This is a genomic window from Stenotrophomonas sp. C-A (assembly GCF_054030835.1).
This window is the reverse complement of record NZ_CM132916.1, coordinates 3,536,835-3,552,386: the sequence shown is the minus strand read 5'-3', so window position 1 is coordinate 3,552,386 and position 15,552 is coordinate 3,536,835. Positions and strand designations below refer to the sequence as shown.

12 protein-coding genes are annotated in these 15,552 nt (G+C 65.5%); 5 read left to right on the top strand and 7 right to left on the bottom strand.

Going from position 1 to position 15,552, the window contains the following annotated elements; all coding sequences use genetic code 11:
- Nucleotides 1-18 precede the first annotated feature (18 nt).
- Entirely contained in the window at nucleotides 19-369 is a 351-nt protein-coding gene (locus ACW5IY_RS16650) for a DUF1304 domain-containing protein (protein WP_049436826.1), read from the top strand.
- A 499-nt stretch (nucleotides 370-868) separates the two neighbouring features.
- On the opposite strand, the gene ACW5IY_RS16645 is transcribed toward ACW5IY_RS16650, so the two are convergent.
- From ACW5IY_RS16645 to ACW5IY_RS16635, 3 genes are all read right to left on the bottom strand, one after another.
- Nucleotides 869-1,336: a hotdog fold domain-containing protein gene (locus ACW5IY_RS16645; RefSeq protein WP_049433708.1), complete on the bottom strand. Its 468-nt coding sequence runs from the start codon at nucleotides 1,334-1,336 to the stop codon at nucleotides 869-871.
- Between the two features lie 75 nt (nucleotides 1,337-1,411).
- Nucleotides 1,412-3,889 (bottom strand): acyl-CoA dehydrogenase, encoded by a 2,478-nt coding sequence (locus tag ACW5IY_RS16640; protein ID WP_043399155.1) that lies wholly within the window; start codon nucleotides 3,887-3,889, stop codon nucleotides 1,412-1,414.
- Nucleotides 3,886-4,803, bottom strand: a complete 918-nt coding sequence (locus tag ACW5IY_RS16635; RefSeq protein ID WP_043399152.1) for an alpha/beta fold hydrolase — start codon at nucleotides 4,801-4,803, stop codon at nucleotides 3,886-3,888. Before ACW5IY_RS16635 ends, ACW5IY_RS16640 begins: the two co-directional genes overlap by 4 nt.
- A 141-nt stretch (nucleotides 4,804-4,944) precedes the next feature.
- Here ACW5IY_RS16635 and ACW5IY_RS16630 point away from each other — a divergent pair, with 141 nt between their 5' ends.
- Nucleotides 4,945-5,547 carry a TetR/AcrR family transcriptional regulator gene (locus ACW5IY_RS16630; protein WP_006464233.1) on the top strand — a complete coding sequence of 201 codons (603 nt, stop codon included), beginning with the start codon at nucleotides 4,945-4,947 and terminating at the stop codon, nucleotides 5,545-5,547.
- A 138-nt stretch (nucleotides 5,548-5,685) separates the two neighbouring features.
- On the opposite strand, the gene ACW5IY_RS16625 is transcribed toward ACW5IY_RS16630, so the two are convergent.
- From ACW5IY_RS16625 to hslO, 3 genes are all read right to left on the bottom strand, one after another.
- Nucleotides 5,686-8,439: a TonB-dependent receptor gene (locus ACW5IY_RS16625; RefSeq protein WP_049433707.1), complete on the bottom strand. Its 2,754-nt coding sequence runs from the start codon at nucleotides 8,437-8,439 to the stop codon at nucleotides 5,686-5,688.
- 383 nt (nucleotides 8,440-8,822) lie between these two features.
- Nucleotides 8,823-9,671 carry an XOO1806 family protein gene (locus ACW5IY_RS16620; RefSeq protein ID WP_010482736.1) on the bottom strand — a complete coding sequence of 283 codons (849 nt, stop codon included), beginning with the start codon at nucleotides 9,669-9,671 and terminating at the stop codon, nucleotides 8,823-8,825.
- Nucleotides 9,672-9,787: 116 nt separating this feature from the next.
- Complete coding sequence (gene hslO, locus ACW5IY_RS16615) at nucleotides 9,788-10,681, bottom strand: Hsp33 family molecular chaperone HslO (RefSeq protein ID WP_049433706.1); 894 nt, start codon at nucleotides 10,679-10,681, stop codon at nucleotides 9,788-9,790.
- A 77-nt stretch (nucleotides 10,682-10,758) separates the two neighbouring features.
- Here hslO and mtgA point away from each other — a divergent pair, with 77 nt between their 5' ends.
- The 3 genes from mtgA to ACW5IY_RS16600 all read left to right on the top strand — a co-directional run bounded on the left by mtgA (nucleotide 10,759) and on the right by ACW5IY_RS16600 (nucleotide 12,982).
- Nucleotides 10,759-11,508 carry a monofunctional biosynthetic peptidoglycan transglycosylase gene (gene mtgA, locus ACW5IY_RS16610; RefSeq protein WP_043399149.1) on the top strand — a complete coding sequence of 250 codons (750 nt, stop codon included), beginning with the start codon at nucleotides 10,759-10,761 and terminating at the stop codon, nucleotides 11,506-11,508.
- Nucleotides 11,509-11,571: 63 nt separating this feature from the next.
- Nucleotides 11,572-12,591, top strand: a complete 1,020-nt coding sequence (locus ACW5IY_RS16605; protein ID WP_019336410.1) for a glycosyltransferase family 2 protein — start codon at nucleotides 11,572-11,574, stop codon at nucleotides 12,589-12,591.
- A complete protein-coding gene (locus ACW5IY_RS16600) occupies nucleotides 12,551-12,982 on the top strand; it encodes a CBS domain-containing protein (protein WP_019336409.1) in 432 nt (143 codons plus the stop codon). Before ACW5IY_RS16605 ends, ACW5IY_RS16600 begins: the two co-directional genes overlap by 41 nt.
- A 588-nt stretch (nucleotides 12,983-13,570) precedes the next feature.
- Here ACW5IY_RS16600 and ACW5IY_RS16595 read toward each other — a convergent pair.
- Complete coding sequence (locus ACW5IY_RS16595) at nucleotides 13,571-15,544, bottom strand: AsmA family protein (RefSeq protein WP_049435234.1); 1,974 nt, start codon at nucleotides 15,542-15,544, stop codon at nucleotides 13,571-13,573.
- Between the last annotated feature and the right edge of the window lie 8 nt (nucleotides 15,545-15,552).

Here is a 15,552-nt window from a genome sequence, read left to right as displayed (position 1 = left end):
ATTTCGAGGAGAGAAACCATGTCGCTGATCGCGCTGCTGCTGACCGTGCTGGTCGCGGTGCTGCACCTGTACTTCCTGGTGCTGGAGATGTTCCTGTGGACCCGTCCGCTGGGCTTGAAGACGTTCCGCAACACGCCGGAGAAGGCGGAGACCACGCGCGTGCTGGCGGCCAACCAGGGCCTGTACAACGGCTTCCTGGCGGCGGGCATCGTGTTGGGGCTGGTGATCAATCAGCCGGTGCTGGTGACGTTCTCGCTGGCCTGCGTGGTGGTGGCCGGGTGCTATGGCGCCTACAGCGTGAGCCGCCGCATTTTCATGATCCAGGCGGTGCCTGCGATCCTGGCGTTGGTGTTTCGCGCGGTAGCGTAGTTTCCAGCCAACGGCGCAGCCCCTCGTGGGTTGCTCGCGTAGAGCTTGTCATGGGGTTGGCCGGGCGGGTTGGGTTCGCGGGGGACGCCGCAAGTACGTCCCTGTAGGCTTGGCCGCGGCATCCATGCCGCGGACACCCCCGCGAACCCAACCCGCCCGGCCTCAGACAGGTTCCGTGCGCGGCCAGCCCACGGAGAAGAAAAAAGAAGATCAAGAGCAACAGCGGGTCGCTGCGCTCGTGGGCTCTGCGCGCATGAAAAAAGGCGGCCATTGGGCCGCTTTTGCTTCTGCTCTTCTTTTTTCTCTTGCGTGGTGGACGCCGCAGAGATCTGTCAGAGGCCGGAGGGGTGGGGCCGGGCGGGGTATCCGCGCCATGGATGGCGCGGCTAAGCCTACAGGGACGTACTTGCGGCGTCCCCGCCCGGCCCCATCCCTCCGGCCCAACCGATAAACCGCTTTCGCCGCCCACCCACGAGGGGCTGCGCCGTTCGCCGGGACACTACTTTGCCGGCGACATCCACATGTCGATGATCGCGCTGAACACCTCGGTGCCCGCGCGGTCGCGCACGCTGACCGTCACCGGCAGCGCATAGCCCTCGGCCGCGACCACAATCGGCTGTGCCGGCAGCGCCACCGCCTGCAGCGTGCCACGCGCCTTGGCCAGGTACTGCACCTGCATCCCCTTCGGGATCCAGCGCATGCCCTTCGGCAGCGACGCGTCCACCATCAGCCCGGCGGTCAGCTCCGCCAGGTTGCACATCGCGATCGCATGCACCGTGCCGATGTGGTTGCGCACCTTGCGGCGATCGGCCAGCGTGCCTTCGCAGCGGCCGTGTTCCAGGCGGGTGATGCGCGGTGCGATGCTGGCGAAGTAGGGCGCCTTGAAGCAGACCGCGCGCGAGAACAGCCAGGTGCCGGCGGGCCAGCGCTGCAGGCGGTGGTAGAGCGAAAGCAGGGGCGTGGACATGAGCGGTTTCCGGTCGGCGGATAGAACGACGGCGGGCCGAGGCCCGCCGTCGAAGGCAACGCGTGTCGCGGGCAATCAGGCCGCCTGCGAATGCGGATCCTTGTGCTGGCGGTCGTAGTAGCTGGCCGCGCGCAGCTCGTGGGTGTCGAAATCGTCCACGGTGATGGTGTCCAGGGTCAGCGTGCGCAGCTCTTCCAGCAGGCTGCGCTCGTCCTGGGTGATCACGCCCTCGGCCACGGCTTCGTCCAGCTGGGCCTTGAAGTCCAGCGCTTCGATGCCCTTGCTCTTCAGCGCCTTGAGGAACTTGCGCTCCACCGGCTCGGCCATGATCGCCTTGCTCAGGTAGCTGTTGATGCGGCCACCCGGGTTGTTCTCGCACGGGGTCAGGAACACGCCGCTGGCCAGACGATCACGCGCTTCGTTCGGCGCCATCAGCAGGGCGGCGACGCGGCGGCTCAGACGGTCGCCCGGAGCCTCGGCACGACGGCCCAGCGGGAAGATCAGCGCCCACATCAGCCAGCCGATCGGACGGATCGGGAAGTTGCGCAGCGCGGCCGACAGCGATTCCTCGATCTTGTGCACGCTGTCATGGAAGGCCCAGGCCAGCAGCGGCTGGTCGGCCTGCGGTGCGCCTTCGTCGTGGTAGCGCTTGAGCATGGCGCTGGTCATGTAGACGTGGCTCAGCACATCGCCCAGGCGGCCTGACAGCGATTCCTTGAACTTCAGCTTGCCGCCGAGGGTCATCATCGAGATGTCGGCCATCAGCGCCAGGTTGGCCGAGTAACGGTCCAGCTTGCGGAAGTAGCGGCGGGTATAGGCGTCGCCCGGGGCGGCGCCGAAGCGCGCGCCGGTCAGGCCGAACCAGAACGAACGCACGGCATTGGAGATACCGAAGCGGATGTGGCCGAACAGGCTGCGGTCGAACTCCTGCAGGCCGGCACGGGTGTCCGGATCCTGCGCGGCCTTCATTTCCTTCAGCACCCACGGGTGGCAGAGGATCGCACCCTGGCCGAAGATCAGCAGGCTGCGGGTCATGATGTTGGCGCCTTCCACGGTGATCGCGATCGGCGCGGCCTGCCAGCTGCGGCCGGCGAAGTTGCGCGGCCCCAGGATGATGCCCTTGCCGCCGATCACGTCCATCATGTCCGAGATCACCTCGCGGCTCATGTTGGTGCAGTGGTACTTGGCGATCGCCGACGGCACCGATGGCACGTCACCACGGTCGACCGCGGCGGCGGTGGCCTGCGACAGCGCGCTGATCTTGTAAGCCTTGCCGCCGATGCGGGCCAGCGCTTCTTCCACGCCCTCGAAGCGGCCGACCGACAGGCCGAACTGCTTGCGGATGCGTGCGTAGGCGCCGGTGACGGCGGCACCGGCCTTGGCACCGCCACTGGCGGTGGACGGCAGCGTGATCGAGCGGCCCACGGCCAGGCACTCGTTGAGCATGTTCCAGCCCTTGCCGGCCATGGCTGCGCCACCGATCAGCTGGGTCAACGGAATGAACACGTCCTTGCCGCGGATCGGACCGTTCTGGAAGGTCGAGTTCAGCGGGAAGTGGCGACGGCCGATTTCAACACCAGCGGTGTCGCGTGGCAGCAGGCCCAGGGTGATGCCGATGTCGCGGGTATCGCCGATCAGGCCATCCGGGTCGTACATGCGGAAGGCCAGGCCGATCAGCGATGCGACCGGCGCCAGGGTGATGTAGCGCTTGTCGAAGGTCAGCTTGACGCCGAGCACCTGCTCGCCGTTCCACTCGCCCTTGCAGACGATGCCGTAGTCCGGAATGGAGGTGGCGTCGGAACCGGCGAACGGACCGGTCAGGCCGAAGCAGGGCACCTCGCGACCATCGGCCAGGCGCGGCAGGTACTGGTCCTTCTGTTCCTGGGTGCCGTAATGCACCAGCAGTTCACCCGGGCCCAGCGAGTTCGGCACGCCGACGGTGGAGCTGACCACCGAAGACACCGAGGCCAGCTTCTGGATCACCTTGTGGTGGGCCAGTGCGGAGAAGCCCAGGCCGCCGTATTCCTTCGGGATGATCATGCCGAAGAACTTGTTCTTCTTGATGAAGGCCCACAGCTCCGGCGGCAGGTCGGCATGGACGTGGGTGATTTCCCAGTCGTTGACCATGGTGCACAGCTCTTCCACCGGGCCATCGAGGAAGGCCTGTTCTTCGGCGGTCAGCTGCGGCTTGGGATAGTTGAGCAGGATGTTCCAGTCCGGATCACCGGTGAACAGTTCGCCCTCGAAGCCGACCGAGCCGGTTTCCAGCGCAATGCGCTCGGTCTGCGACAGCGGCGGCAGCACCTTGCGGAACACCTTCATCATCGGGCCGGTCAGCAGCGGCTTGCGGATGAACGGCAGCAGCAGCGGCACGGCGATGACGGCAAGCACGGCGGCCGCGACGATCGTGGCGGTCTGGTTGACGTAGGGAATGAACCAGCAGGCGGCCAGCAGGGCCACGCTGATCAGCGTCCAGGTAACCAGCCGCATGCGGTGGTAGGCGACGAACGCGCCTGCCAGCAGCAGGGCGAGGAAGGGAAGAACGATGCTCATGAGCGTGCTCCGGTGACGTGCTCGTTTGTGGCGGACGAAGCCGCAGCGTCTGCTGCGGGCAACACGTCCAGATAGTCCAACACAGTAGCGGTAAAGGCGTCGTTGTCATCGCCGGCGACCATGTGCGTGGCCTGCGGCAGCTGTACATGGCGCGCGTGCGGCGCCAACGCCAGGAATTCGGCCACGGTCTGCGGCGTGACCAGGTCGCTGCGGCCGCCGCTGACCAGCAGCAGCGGGCACTTCACCTGCCGTGCGGCCTCGGCCAGTGCATCCTGGTGCTGCTCGCTGTCGCGGGCCAGTTCGGCCACCAGGCGCGGATCCCAGTGCCAGCGCCAGCGGCCATGGCCGTCCTCGCGCAGCAGCGCACGCAGCGACTGCTCGGATTTGCGCGGGCGGTGCGGCATGTAGGCCGAGATCACGTCGGCGGCCTGGGTGAGCGAGGCGAAGCCGTCGGGATGGGCGGTCATGAAGGCCAGGATGCGTTCAACACCGGCGGTATCCCAACGCGGCGTGATGTCGACCAGCACCATCGCCGAGAACAGGCCCGGCCAGCGCGATTCGGCCAGCAGGCCGAACAGGCCGCCCATCGAGGCTGCGACCAGCACCGGCGGGCGCGGCTGCTCGCCGGCCAGCACGATCAGGTCATCGGCGAACTGTTCGCCGTGGTAGGGCAGGTCGGCGGCATTCCAGTCCGAATCGCCGTGGCCGCGTGCGTCATAAGCCAGGGTCTGCAGGCCGGCTGCAGACAGGGCACGCGCGGTGGCATTCCAGGCATGACGGGTCTGGCCGAAGCCGTGCGCGAACAGCACCCGGCCACGGCGACCGTGGTCGCTGGCAGTGGCGGCGAGGCGGGCGCCATGGGCCGCCTCCAGGCGCAGGTCATGGAACGCAGCGGGAGTAGGGGACGTAACCATACTTGCTAGTATGGATCGCCTGTGAGGGAAGTCAATACTGCATCGTATGGTGCAGTGCGACAGGCCTGCAGGAGAGGCCTTTGACGGTTTCGACCGCAACGGCGTACTGCAACGAACCCCGGCGTATGGTTAAATCAGCCCATGAATCAACCTGACGCTTCCGCCGGCGAACCGCGCGCCGGCCGCAACAGCCGCCTGAGTGCCGAAGACTGGGCCCAGGCGGCCCTCGACCTGATTGCTGAACAAGGCGTAGGCGCCGTTGCGGTGGAACCGCTGGCGCGGCGACTCGGCGTGACCAAGGGCAGTTTCTATTGGCATTTCCCCTCGCGTGACGCCTTGTTGCAGGCCGCGCTGGAACGCTGGGAACTGTTCGAACAGGAACAGGTGTTCGGCAGCCTGGAAGACGTACCGGATCCGCGCGTGCGCCTGCGCCAGCTGTTCCAGATGGTGGCGCATGAAGTGCAGCCGCACATCATCTACAGCGAGCTGCTGAAGGCATTGGACCATCCGATGGTGCGGCCGGTGATCGACCGCGTGTCGCAGCGCCGCCTCGACTATCTGATCGCCTCGTTCCGCCAGGCAGGGCTCAGCTCGACCGATGCACGCCATCGCGCACGCCTGGCCTACGCCGCCTATGTCGGCTTCCTGCAGCTGTCCCTGCAGCTGCAGCAGCCCAAGCAGGCGCGCGAGGATTTCGAAGCCTATGTCGAGCATCTCATCGAGACGCTGATTCCGAACGGTTGAGCGTCGTTGCTGCGTTGAGTACAGAAAGGCCGCGGCAATGCTGCGGCCTTTTCCGTTGGTGCTGCCGCAACCTGGAACGCACAAAAAAACAACGGCCCCTTGCGGGGCCGTTGCTGCATCAGCTGATCAGCGGATCGATCAGAACTTCTGCTTGTACTGCATGTACATGTAGCGGCCCGGCAGGTCGTACTGCGGGTCGAACATGTTGTACGAGGTGTAGTACGAAACCGGCGGACTCTTGTCCCACGCGTTGTTCAGGCCGACCATGATGGTGCCCTTCCACGGCGTGTTGTAGCGGAACTGGATGTCGTGGTAGGTGGTGGCACCAATGTGGTTTGTGCCCTTCGCGCCATCGGAGCAGTATGCGAAGGTTTCCGGTTCCTCGTCTGGATCAAACGGGCACGGTTCGGTCATGCCGGACTTGTAACGAATGCCGTAGTTGACCCCGAAGTCCCCATAGGACCAGTCGACATACAGATTGGAACGGATGCGCCAGTACGGATCCTGGTCGAGATAGCGTCCCTGGCGGCCCTCGATCGGAGCATCCTGAGTCGACTTGGTATCCCACTTGGACAGGTAGGTGCCATCCAGGCTGATGGTGAACTGGCCGATCGAAGTTTCCGGCAACTTGTACAGGATGCCCAGATCCCAACCTTCCACCTTGTACGACGCCAGGTTCTGCAGCGGCATGTTGACGTTGGTAATGGTGTAACGCTGGTTGGTGCTGCCGTAGTTCGGGTCACGCGTGATCAGGCCGCAGTTGGCTGCCTGCTCCTGTGCGGTGCCGCCATAGCAACGATCCATGATGTCCTGGATGGCCGGACGGGTGATGGCGTCCTCGATCTTGATCTGCCACCAGTCCAGGGTCACGTTCAGACCCTGCACGAAGCTCGGGCTCCACACCAGGCCCAGCGTCTTGCTGGTCGAGGTTTCCGGCTTCAGGTTCGGGTTGGCCTGCCAGGTGAACGGCTCAGGAGTCTGCTTCGCACCACTACCAGCGCCCGGCTGAACGAAGCCGATCGGCACGCCTTCTGCCGCACATTGTGCAGCGACAGCGCCGGTACGGCGACCAGACGTTGAGGAACACGGATCGATGTAGGTCTCGAACGAGTCAGCGTCGCCGCGATACAGGTTGTTGATGCTCGGGGCGCGGAAGCCTTCCGAATAGTTACCACGCACCATCAGGTCGTCGATCGGCTTCCAGCGGAAACCGAACTTGTTGTTGGTGGTGTTGCCGAAGTTGCTGTACTTCGAGTAGCGGGTCGCCGCGCTGAAGTCGAGCAGCTTGGCGCCCGGCAGGTCGGCCAGCACCGGGATCGACAGTTCCAGGAAGAACTCGTCCAGGTCATAGCCACCCTTGGTGGGCGCCGCTCCGTTGCCGGTGCTCAGGCCAGAAGCAATGAAGGCGTCCGGATCGAACTGACCGGATTCCTTACGGTACTCGTAACCAGCTGCGAAGCCCAAAGCACCAGCCGGCAGCTGCACGATCTCGCCGGAGATGTTGGCGTAGTAGCCCTTCGATACCAGACTGGCAGAGTCATGCGCGGTGAACGAGGTGTAATCCAGTGCCTCCTGCGAGATCGAGCCCATCCCACCCAGCGGGTTGATCGGGGCGCAGCCCGCAATGATTGCACCAGCGGAGTTGAGGCAGACGGTCTTGCCATCGCGGATCGCCGAGGGACCATATGCCTCGGCCAGACGCTGCTTGTTGAACAGGCCGTAGGTCAGATCGTTCTGGTCGGTCTTGTCGTAGCGGTAGCCGACGTCCCAGTCGAAGTTGCGATCGGCGAATTCGAAGAAGCCCTCGAAACCACCGTAGAAGTGCCAGTTCTTGACGTTCTGGTTGAACGAACGTCCACCGGTTTCGTTGAAGCGGCGCGCGACGCCAGTCAGGTCAACGCCATACGGATTGTACATGCTGCCAGCGCTGAGGCGCTGACCGGTAACCGGCATGGCAGCCAGCAGCTGTTCGGACTTGCGTTCGTTGTACATCGCCTCGGTGCGGAAGGTGATGTTGTCAGTAACGTTGTAAGAACCCACCGCGAACAGCGAGGTGCGTTCGTTGGGGGTCAGCAGGTAGTTGTCCGGCGCGGTGTTGTAGCCATGAACATTGGGATCGAACGGCGTTTCCACGCCGTTGAGGATGACGTATCGCTCGTCATTGCGCAGATACGAACCCGGAATGCCGGTGCTGCTCTGACCGCTGAAGAACGGCGGGCCACCGGCGGAGATCTTGCGATCGCCGGCCATCACGGCCTTTTCGTTGACGTAGGACACGCCCAGCACCAGCGACGCGCGATCCGTGGTGGTGCCGAGGGTGAAGTCGGCGGCTTCGCGTTCGCCGTCACCAGCGCTGTACTGGCCCTTGTAGAAGTTGGCTTCCGCGCCATCGAAGCTCTGCTTGGTGATGATGTTCACCACGCCGGCGATCGCGTCCGAACCATAGATGGTCGATGCACCGTCCTTCAGGATGTCGATGCGCTCGATCATCGCGGTCGGGATGGTGTTCAGGTCGACGCTGCCATCCAGGCCGGTGGTCCAGCGGCGGCCGTTGACCAGCACCAGGGTGCGCTCGGAGCCGAGGTTACGCAGGCTGACGCCGGCCGAACCGTCACCGCCGTTGTTGTAGGTACGGTTCAGGGCGGCACCGTTGGCGGCAACGCGCTGCAGGATGTCGGCGACCGAGGTCACGCCCTGCTTTTCGATATCGGCGCGGGTCAGGCTCAGGACCGGCTGCGAGGTTTCGATGTCGGTGCTCTTGATGCGCGAACCGGTGACCGAGATGCGGTCAAGGTTGGTCGCTTCCTGAGCCTGGGCGGTGGCAGTGGACGCCACACCGGCAACGAGCGCGACCAGAACGGCATCGCGCAGCTTGTTGGACTGGAAATTCATTGGCTCTCTCTCTCCAAGAAATCTTGGCTGGGTTAATGCCCGGCGGGGGAGCGAAAAGCGCTCCCAAATCGCGAGGGCTGAGCCGATAGTAGCGGGCGTTCGCCAAGAATTAAAGCTGCGTTAATCAAGTCTGTGTTTTTGGTAAAGATGAAAATTAATGAGCAAAATCAACGAGTTGAATTGCATCTGCGATCACAATGTCTCGTTTGTTAGCGCAAAGTGATGAAAAAAGTTTCCATTGATGTGTATCGCAGTATGTCGACATGAATTGCGCGGTATCCAATTCGTCGAAAAGCGCTTGACGTGTATCACGATCGCGCATATGCAACGGGCGCCTTTCGGCGCCCGGGAGGAGTCACTGCAGGAAGACCCGCGTGGTGGGGTCAGAGATCCTGTTCGTAACGCACGTACGGCACGGTGCCGTCGTCGTTGCTTTCATTGCGTGGGGAGAACGGATTCTTGCCGCGGCTGATCACGTTCTCGGCGCCAACGGTAAGCTGGCCGGACCACGGGGTACGCCAGGTCAGGCCGATGCCCAGGCCTTCCCACTTGCCGGGCTTGCCCGGTACGTCGATCACGCGGCCGATGATGCTGCCGGTGAAGTTGCCGTAGCCGGCGCCGATGCTCAGGCTCTTGCTGTCCCAGCGGTCGACGATGGACGGCGCGGCGTCGGCCAGCGGTACCAGGCGGGCCTTGGCGTAGGTACCGGCAATCGAGACAAAACCCTCGCGGCCGATGTTCTTCTGCGCGAATACGGTCAGGTCGTTCTGCTCGGCGCGCAGCGAGGGTGTCTTGTTCGGGCCGGACAGCCACGCCGGCAGCGTTTCACGGCCGGTGCCCGCGGTGATGCCGAGGCGGCTGTTGCCGCGGTTCAGCGCGGCGGTGCCGGTGAAGCGGCGGCTGTTGAGGTCGTCGTCGTCACCCAGGCTGGCCAGCATGCAATGACTGGCCAGGCCGCTCATGCTGGTCCCGCTGCTGCTGTTGCAGAGCAGGCCCAGTGAATCGCCGGAGGACAGGCCGAAGGCCGCATCCAGCGAGTTGCGGCCGAAGTGCCAGCGGGCGCCGGCGGCCTGTTCACCCGTGGGCTCCAGGTACAGCAGGGCCTCGACCTTGCCGCTGCCCTTGTTCCACACCGGCAGCACGGTCCGGGTGTCCTTGCTCTGCGCGTGCACGCCCGTGATCGCGCCAAGGGCGATCAGCAGGGCCAGCGGTAGACGCAGGAAGGTACGCATCGGACCAGTTCAGACAGGGACGGACAACGGAAGTTCCCGCAGAGACGGGAACTTGATCCTAGGGTGTTTATGAATTCTTAACAAGCCTTGATCCCCCCAGATGCAAGACAAGCCGTTTACTGAAGCCGTTCAGGCGCCGGTACAGTCCCCTCGGCACCGTGGAACAGTATGCCGAACTCCGTCAAAGGAAAGTGATACTCCCGCCCGCAGAATTCGCAACGGACCTCGACCGCGCCGGTGTCCACGGCCGCGGCACGGGCCTCGTCCTCGCCCAGCGACTGCAGCATCGATGCGACCCGCTCGCGGGAACAGGAGCAGGCGAAGGACAGCGGCTTGTCGCCCATCAATTCCGGCTTCTCTTCGTGGAACAGGCGGTGCAGCAGCTGCTCGGCCTGGGTCGCCAGCAGCTCGGCCTTGCCCAGGGTCTCGAACAGGGCGCTGGCACGCGCCCAGCCGTCCTCGTCACCCTCGTCGCCCGGCAGCTTCTGCAGCAGCAGGCCGGCGGCGCCATTGCGGTCGGCGGCCAGCAGCAGGCGGGTCGGCAGCTGCTCGGACTGGCGGAAGTAATCCTCGAAGGCCTCGTCCAGCTCCGGTGCGGTCAGCGCGACCAGGCTCTGGTAGCGCTGCGGCTCGCGCGGGTCCAGGCCCGGGTTCTCGATGGTGATCGCGAGCAGGGCGTCATCACCCAGGCGGGACAGGTCGCGCGGCGCATCGGCGCCCTCGCTGAGCTGGGCGATGCCGCGCAGGGTACCGGCGGCGGTGCACTCGGCGAACAGGGTGCGCAGGGCGGTGCTGCTGCGCAGCTGGATCGAGAGGCGGCCATCGATCTTGGTGTGGCCGGTGAACAGCGCCGAGGCCACGCAGGCCTCGCCGAGCAGTTCGGCGGCGGTATCCGGGTACTCGGCGTGGGACAGGATCTCCTGCCAGGTGGCCTGCAGGCGCACGTGGACGCCACGGACGCCAGCGTCGGGAAGCAGGAAGCGGATCAGGGAATCGGGGTTGGCGGTCATCGGCTCACATCGCGCGTAAACGAGGACGGTTGCCGGATAATGCGCCGACAACCAGATAGAAGAAGGATGCACCAGTAATGGGGGCAGGGGGAGAGCAGCACAAGGTGGAGGCTATCGCGGAAGTCCCGCGCCGCAGGCGCTGGCGCTGGAAACGGCTGCTCTGGCTGCCGCTGCTGCTGGCCGCTTTCAGCTGCCTGCAGGTACTGGTGCTGCGGTTCATCGACCCGCCGGTATCCACGGTCATGCTGTGGCGCTATGGCGAGGCCTTGGGCGAGGCCGACTGGTCCTATCGCCTGCACTACCAGTGGCGCGACCTGGACCAGATGGCAGCGAGCCTGCCGATCTCGCTGGTGGCCGCAGAGGACCAGCGCTTTCCCGACCACAACGGCTTCGACCTGCAGGCCATCGAGAAGGCCCGCGACCACAACGCCAAGGGCGGGCGCCTGCGGGGGGCCAGCACGATCAGCCAGCAGGTCGCCAAGAACCTGTTCCTCTGGCAGGGCCGCAGCTGGGTGCGCAAGGGCCTGGAAGTCTGGTACACGGTGCTGATCGAAGCACTGTGGCCGAAGGAACGCATCCTGGAGATGTACGCCAACATCGCCGAGTTCGGCGATGGCGTATATGGCGCGCAGGCAGCGGCACAGACGTTCTGGGGCAAGGACGCGGCCCGGTTGAGTCCGGCCGAGAGTGCGCGGTTGGCGGCGGTGTTGCCGGCACCGCGACGCTACAACGCGGCCAAGCCAGGGCCGTACGTGCAGCGGCGCGCGGCATGGATCCAGCGCCAGGCACGACAGCTGGGCGGCGCGTCCTATCTGTCGGAGGACTGAGGCGGGCGCGCTGCGATCGGCAGGCGGCGGGTCGTGTGCGCGCCGGCAACGTACAATCCGGGCATGAACCGCGAACGGCTCACTTTTGTCATCGCTGCCTACAACGAGGCCCTGGCACTGCCGCTGCTGCATCCACGGCTGTGCGCGGTGCTCGATGGTATGCCCGACATCGATGGCCACATCCTGTATGTGGACGATGGCAGCCACGACGGGACCTGGCAGGTGATCGCAGGATTGGCGCAGGGCGACGCGCGCGTATCGGCGTTGAAGCTGTCGCGCAATTTCGGCAAGGAGGCTGCGCTGACTGCCGGCCTGGATCTGGTGCGCGAAGGCGCGGCGATGATCCTGGATGCCGATGGCCAGGACCCGCCGGAACTGGTGCCGCAGTTCGTTGCGCGCTGGCGCGAAGGCCATGACAACATCTATGGCACGCGCATGGCCCGCGATGGCGAGGCCTGGATCAAGCGCGCCACGGCGGCGGCGTTCTACCGGGTGATCGGTCGCCTGTCACGCACGCCGATCCCTGCCGATACCGGTGACTTCCGCCTGCTGTCGCCGCGCGCGCTGAGCGCGCTGCGCGAGATGCGTGAACGCCACCGCTTCATGAAGGGTCTTTTCAGCTGGGTCGGATTCAAGCGGATTGCCGTGCCCTACCACCGTCACGCGCGCGTGGCCGGCTCCAGCAAGTTCAGCCTTTGGCGGCTGTGGAACTTCGCGCTGGAAGGAATCACCGGCTTCTCGACCGTTCCCCTGCGGGCGGCGACCTACATGGGCCTGGCAACGGCGGCGGTTGCTTTCGTATTCGGTGTGTGGGTGATCGCCAAGGCGGCCCTGTACGGTGACCGGGTGGCGGGTTGGCCGACGATGATGGCGGTGATCCTGTTCCTGGGCGGGGTGCAGTTGATCGCCCTGGGCCTGATCGGTGAGTACCTGGGACGGCTGTACGAGGAATCCAAGCAGCGCCCGTTGTACCTGGTTGACGCGTGGCTAGCATCGTCCGTGGCAGACTCGGCCCTGCAACCCACCCTCGGAGGGCAGGCAGATGACCACGGTACGGCAACTGTTGGACGGCAAGTCTCCTGAAGTACATGCGGTCGCGCCGGATGCGGCGGTGATCGATGCGATCCGGTTGATGGCGGAAAAGGGCATTGGCGCGGTGCTGGTGATGGACGGGCCGCGGCTGGTCGGGATCCTGTCGGAGCGCGATTACGCGCGCAAGATCGTGCTGCGTGATCGTTCGTCGCGGGATACGGCGGTGGCCGAGATCATGACGGCGAAGGTGGTGACGGTCTCCCCGGGCGAACAGGTAGAGCACTGCCTGCAGCTGGTGACCGATTACCGCATCCGCCACCTGCCGGTGGTGGAGGGGGCGCAGGTGCTGGGGGTGATTTCCATCGGCGACCTGGTGAAATCGGTGATCGATGCGCAGCGGCGCGAGCTGGATCAGCTGCAGCAGTACATCGTCGCCGGGTGAGGGTGTCGCTGGCGGGCCTGCGGCCCGCCGGCCCGCTTTTCGAAGCCAGAGCCGCAGCCAAAGCCAAAGCCAAAGCCAAAGCCAAAGCAGCGCCGTCCTGATACGTTGGGAGGCGGAGGGTGCGGCTGGGCAGGACACGCCGCAAGTACGTCCCTGTAGGCTCGATGGCGCCTTGCTCGTGTGCGCTGTCCTGCGCACACGGCAAGACCAGGGTTGGGCGTCCTGCCCAACCCGCCCGAGGCATGCCTCGGGCCCATGGCGCCAACGGTCCTGCCCAGCCGCACCCTCCGCCTCTGGACACATTTCTGCGAGCGCGGTGTTTACATGCGCGGTGCCTCGCCTTGGGTAGCTGCCAGCCTTGGTTGGCAACGGCTTTTGACTCTGCTTTTTTCTTTTGACTTTGAATTTCCGCTCTCGTTCCGCGCGCGCAGGAAACTGTCCGGAGCCGGAGCAAGGCGGCAGGCAGGACCGTGAGGCGCATGGATGCGCCGACCGAGCCTACAGGGACGTATTTACGGCGTGTCCTGCCTGTCGCCTTGCTCCGGCTCTACGCGCGGGAAAAGAGGCGCCGCGAACAACGCTGTAAACCTACTTCGCATACTGCCCCCCGCAGTCGGCATCCTTGCCCGGCCCCAGTTCGATCGTCGCCAGCAACGCCGCCGGCGGCGCGATGCTGCCCAGCGCCAGGGCCACGGCGCCACGAATACCCAGCGCCTTGAAGTCCGGGCGGAACGACGGGTCCTTGAACGTGCCACTGATATGCAGCGGAGAGCGCAGAACCAGGATGCTCTTGTCCTTCGGGCGCGGTTTCAGCAGCAGGTCCAGGGTCTCGTCGCGCAGGCTGACCGTGCCTTCGCCGATGAGGATCGTGTCGGTGGTATCCACCGCCAGTGCCTGGCTGGTCATCAGGCCGTCGCGCACGCCGAAGTCGGCGAAGGCGCAGCGCAGGGGGATCTGCTTGTCGCCGGTCACCAGGAATTTCAGCGATTCGGTGATGTCCAGCCCCGCCAGTTCCATCACCAGGTTGCCGACATGGCCACGGCCCATCGCCAGGCCGACCTTGCCACTGCTGCTGCCGAGCATTGCGGCGATCGAGTTGCCGCGGCCGCTCAGGTCCACTTCGCCGCCGATGCCGCCCTTGGCCTGTTCAGCCAGTTTCGCGTCCGGGAACAATTGACCCAGCTGCACGCCGCGCACGCTGGCCTTCAGCGCGGTGCTGATCTGCGGGCGACGCGCGTCCATGCGGATCGTGCTGCGGATGTCGCCACCGGCGACGCCGAAGTTCAGCGGGTCCAGTCGCAGCACGCCGTCATCCAGCAGCAGGTGCGCGTCCATGTCGTCCAGCGGCAATGACGGCGCGTTGATGCGGTGGGCCTTCCATCGCACGTCGGCATCCATCGCGCGCAGCTTGCCCAGGTTGTAGGGCGTGTCGGGCAGCACGCGTGCACGGGCAGCAACCCGTGCGGCCTCGGCCTTCTGTTCTGCGTTGGCGGTTTCGCCGCCGCCGGTTCTTGGCGGGGCACCGACGAAGCCGGCCAGGTCATCGAAGTCCAGGCGCTTGGATTCCAGCGTCGCGGTCAGTCGTGGACGGTCGCGTCCCACCTCGAACTGCAGGTTGCCACCCAGGTCGCTGTCGCCGACCTTGCCGGTGAAGCCGTCGTAACGCCAGACGTTGTGGTCGCGCTTCAGGCGGCCGTCCAGCGCATAGGGCGGTGAGGGCGGGATGGCGATGCCGAGCAGCGGGTAGAGATCGGCCAGATCCTGGCCACTGAGCGCGAACTGCAGGTCGAACACGCGCAGCTGGAAGGGGTTGGTGAGCGTGCCGCGGGCCACTGCGTGGGTGGCACCGGCGCGGCCGTCGAGGTGGATGCGGAACGGGTGGTCGCTGTCGGTCAGTTCCAGCGGTGATTCGGTACCGCCCTGCAGGGTGAACGGATTGCCCTGCCAGTGGCCCTTGCCCTGCACCAGCAGCGGCGGCGAGGCATCGGCCTGTTTCGGTTGGCCGCTGCGCACGCCCACGCGGATGTCGGTGCGGCCCAGTGCGTCGAGGAACTGCAGCCGGCCGTCGTCGATGCGCAGGCGCTTGAGTTGCGGGCTTGTCCCGCCTCTGCTGTCACCCAGGAAATCCCAGTTGCCCGGCTCGCCCTTGCGCGGGGCGGTTTCCAGCAGCACGTCCGGTCGGGTCAGGCGCACTTCCGGCAGCTGCACGCTGCCGCGCAGCAGGGGCCACACCCGCACGTCGATCTCGACGCGGTCGGCGGTGGCCATGTTCGGCTGCTTCGCCCAGCCGGCATTGGCGAAGGTGATGGCATCGGCACGGATGGTGCTGGTGCGGCCGAGTTCGACATCCAAGTGGCCGATGTGCAGTGCACGACCGGTGCGTGCCTGCACCGCGCGCTCGACCGGACCCTTGAACCAGTTCCAGTCCCACAGCGCGATCACCACCAGGATCACTGCCAGCAGGAAGACCAGAACCGTGAGCGAGCGCCGGCCGCGCGGGCCAGGTCTGCGGAGGCGCCAGCGGGGCGTGCGCGGTGCGGCAGGGGAGGCGGCAGCATTCACGCTGCCAT

What these genes read in the sequence shown, in the direction of transcription:
- ACW5IY_RS16650 (WP_049436826.1), top strand. Translation starts at nt 19, where the DNA reads ATGTCGCTGATCGCGCTGCTGCTGACCGTGCTGGTCGCGGTGCTGCAC.
- ACW5IY_RS16645 (WP_049433708.1), bottom strand. Translation starts at nt 1,336, where the DNA reads ATGTCCACGCCCCTGCTTTCGCTCTACCACCGCCTGCAGCGCTGGCCC.
- ACW5IY_RS16640 (WP_043399155.1), bottom strand. Translation starts at nt 3,889, where the DNA reads ATGAGCATCGTTCTTCCCTTCCTCGCCCTGCTGCTGGCAGGCGCGTTC.
- ACW5IY_RS16635 (WP_043399152.1), bottom strand. Translation starts at nt 4,803, where the DNA reads ATGGTTACGTCCCCTACTCCCGCTGCGTTCCATGACCTGCGCCTGGAG.
- ACW5IY_RS16630 (WP_006464233.1), top strand. Translation starts at nt 4,945, where the DNA reads ATGAATCAACCTGACGCTTCCGCCGGCGAACCGCGCGCCGGCCGCAAC.
- ACW5IY_RS16625 (WP_049433707.1), bottom strand. Translation starts at nt 8,439, where the DNA reads ATGAATTTCCAGTCCAACAAGCTGCGCGATGCCGTTCTGGTCGCGCTC.
- ACW5IY_RS16620 (WP_010482736.1), bottom strand. Translation starts at nt 9,671, where the DNA reads ATGCGTACCTTCCTGCGTCTACCGCTGGCCCTGCTGATCGCCCTTGGC.
- hslO (WP_049433706.1), bottom strand. Translation starts at nt 10,681, where the DNA reads ATGACCGCCAACCCCGATTCCCTGATCCGCTTCCTGCTTCCCGACGCT.
- mtgA (WP_043399149.1), top strand. Translation starts at nt 10,759, where the DNA reads ATGGGGGCAGGGGGAGAGCAGCACAAGGTGGAGGCTATCGCGGAAGTC.
- ACW5IY_RS16605 (WP_019336410.1), top strand. Translation starts at nt 11,572, where the DNA reads ATGAACCGCGAACGGCTCACTTTTGTCATCGCTGCCTACAACGAGGCC.
- ACW5IY_RS16600 (WP_019336409.1), top strand. Translation starts at nt 12,551, where the DNA reads ATGACCACGGTACGGCAACTGTTGGACGGCAAGTCTCCTGAAGTACAT.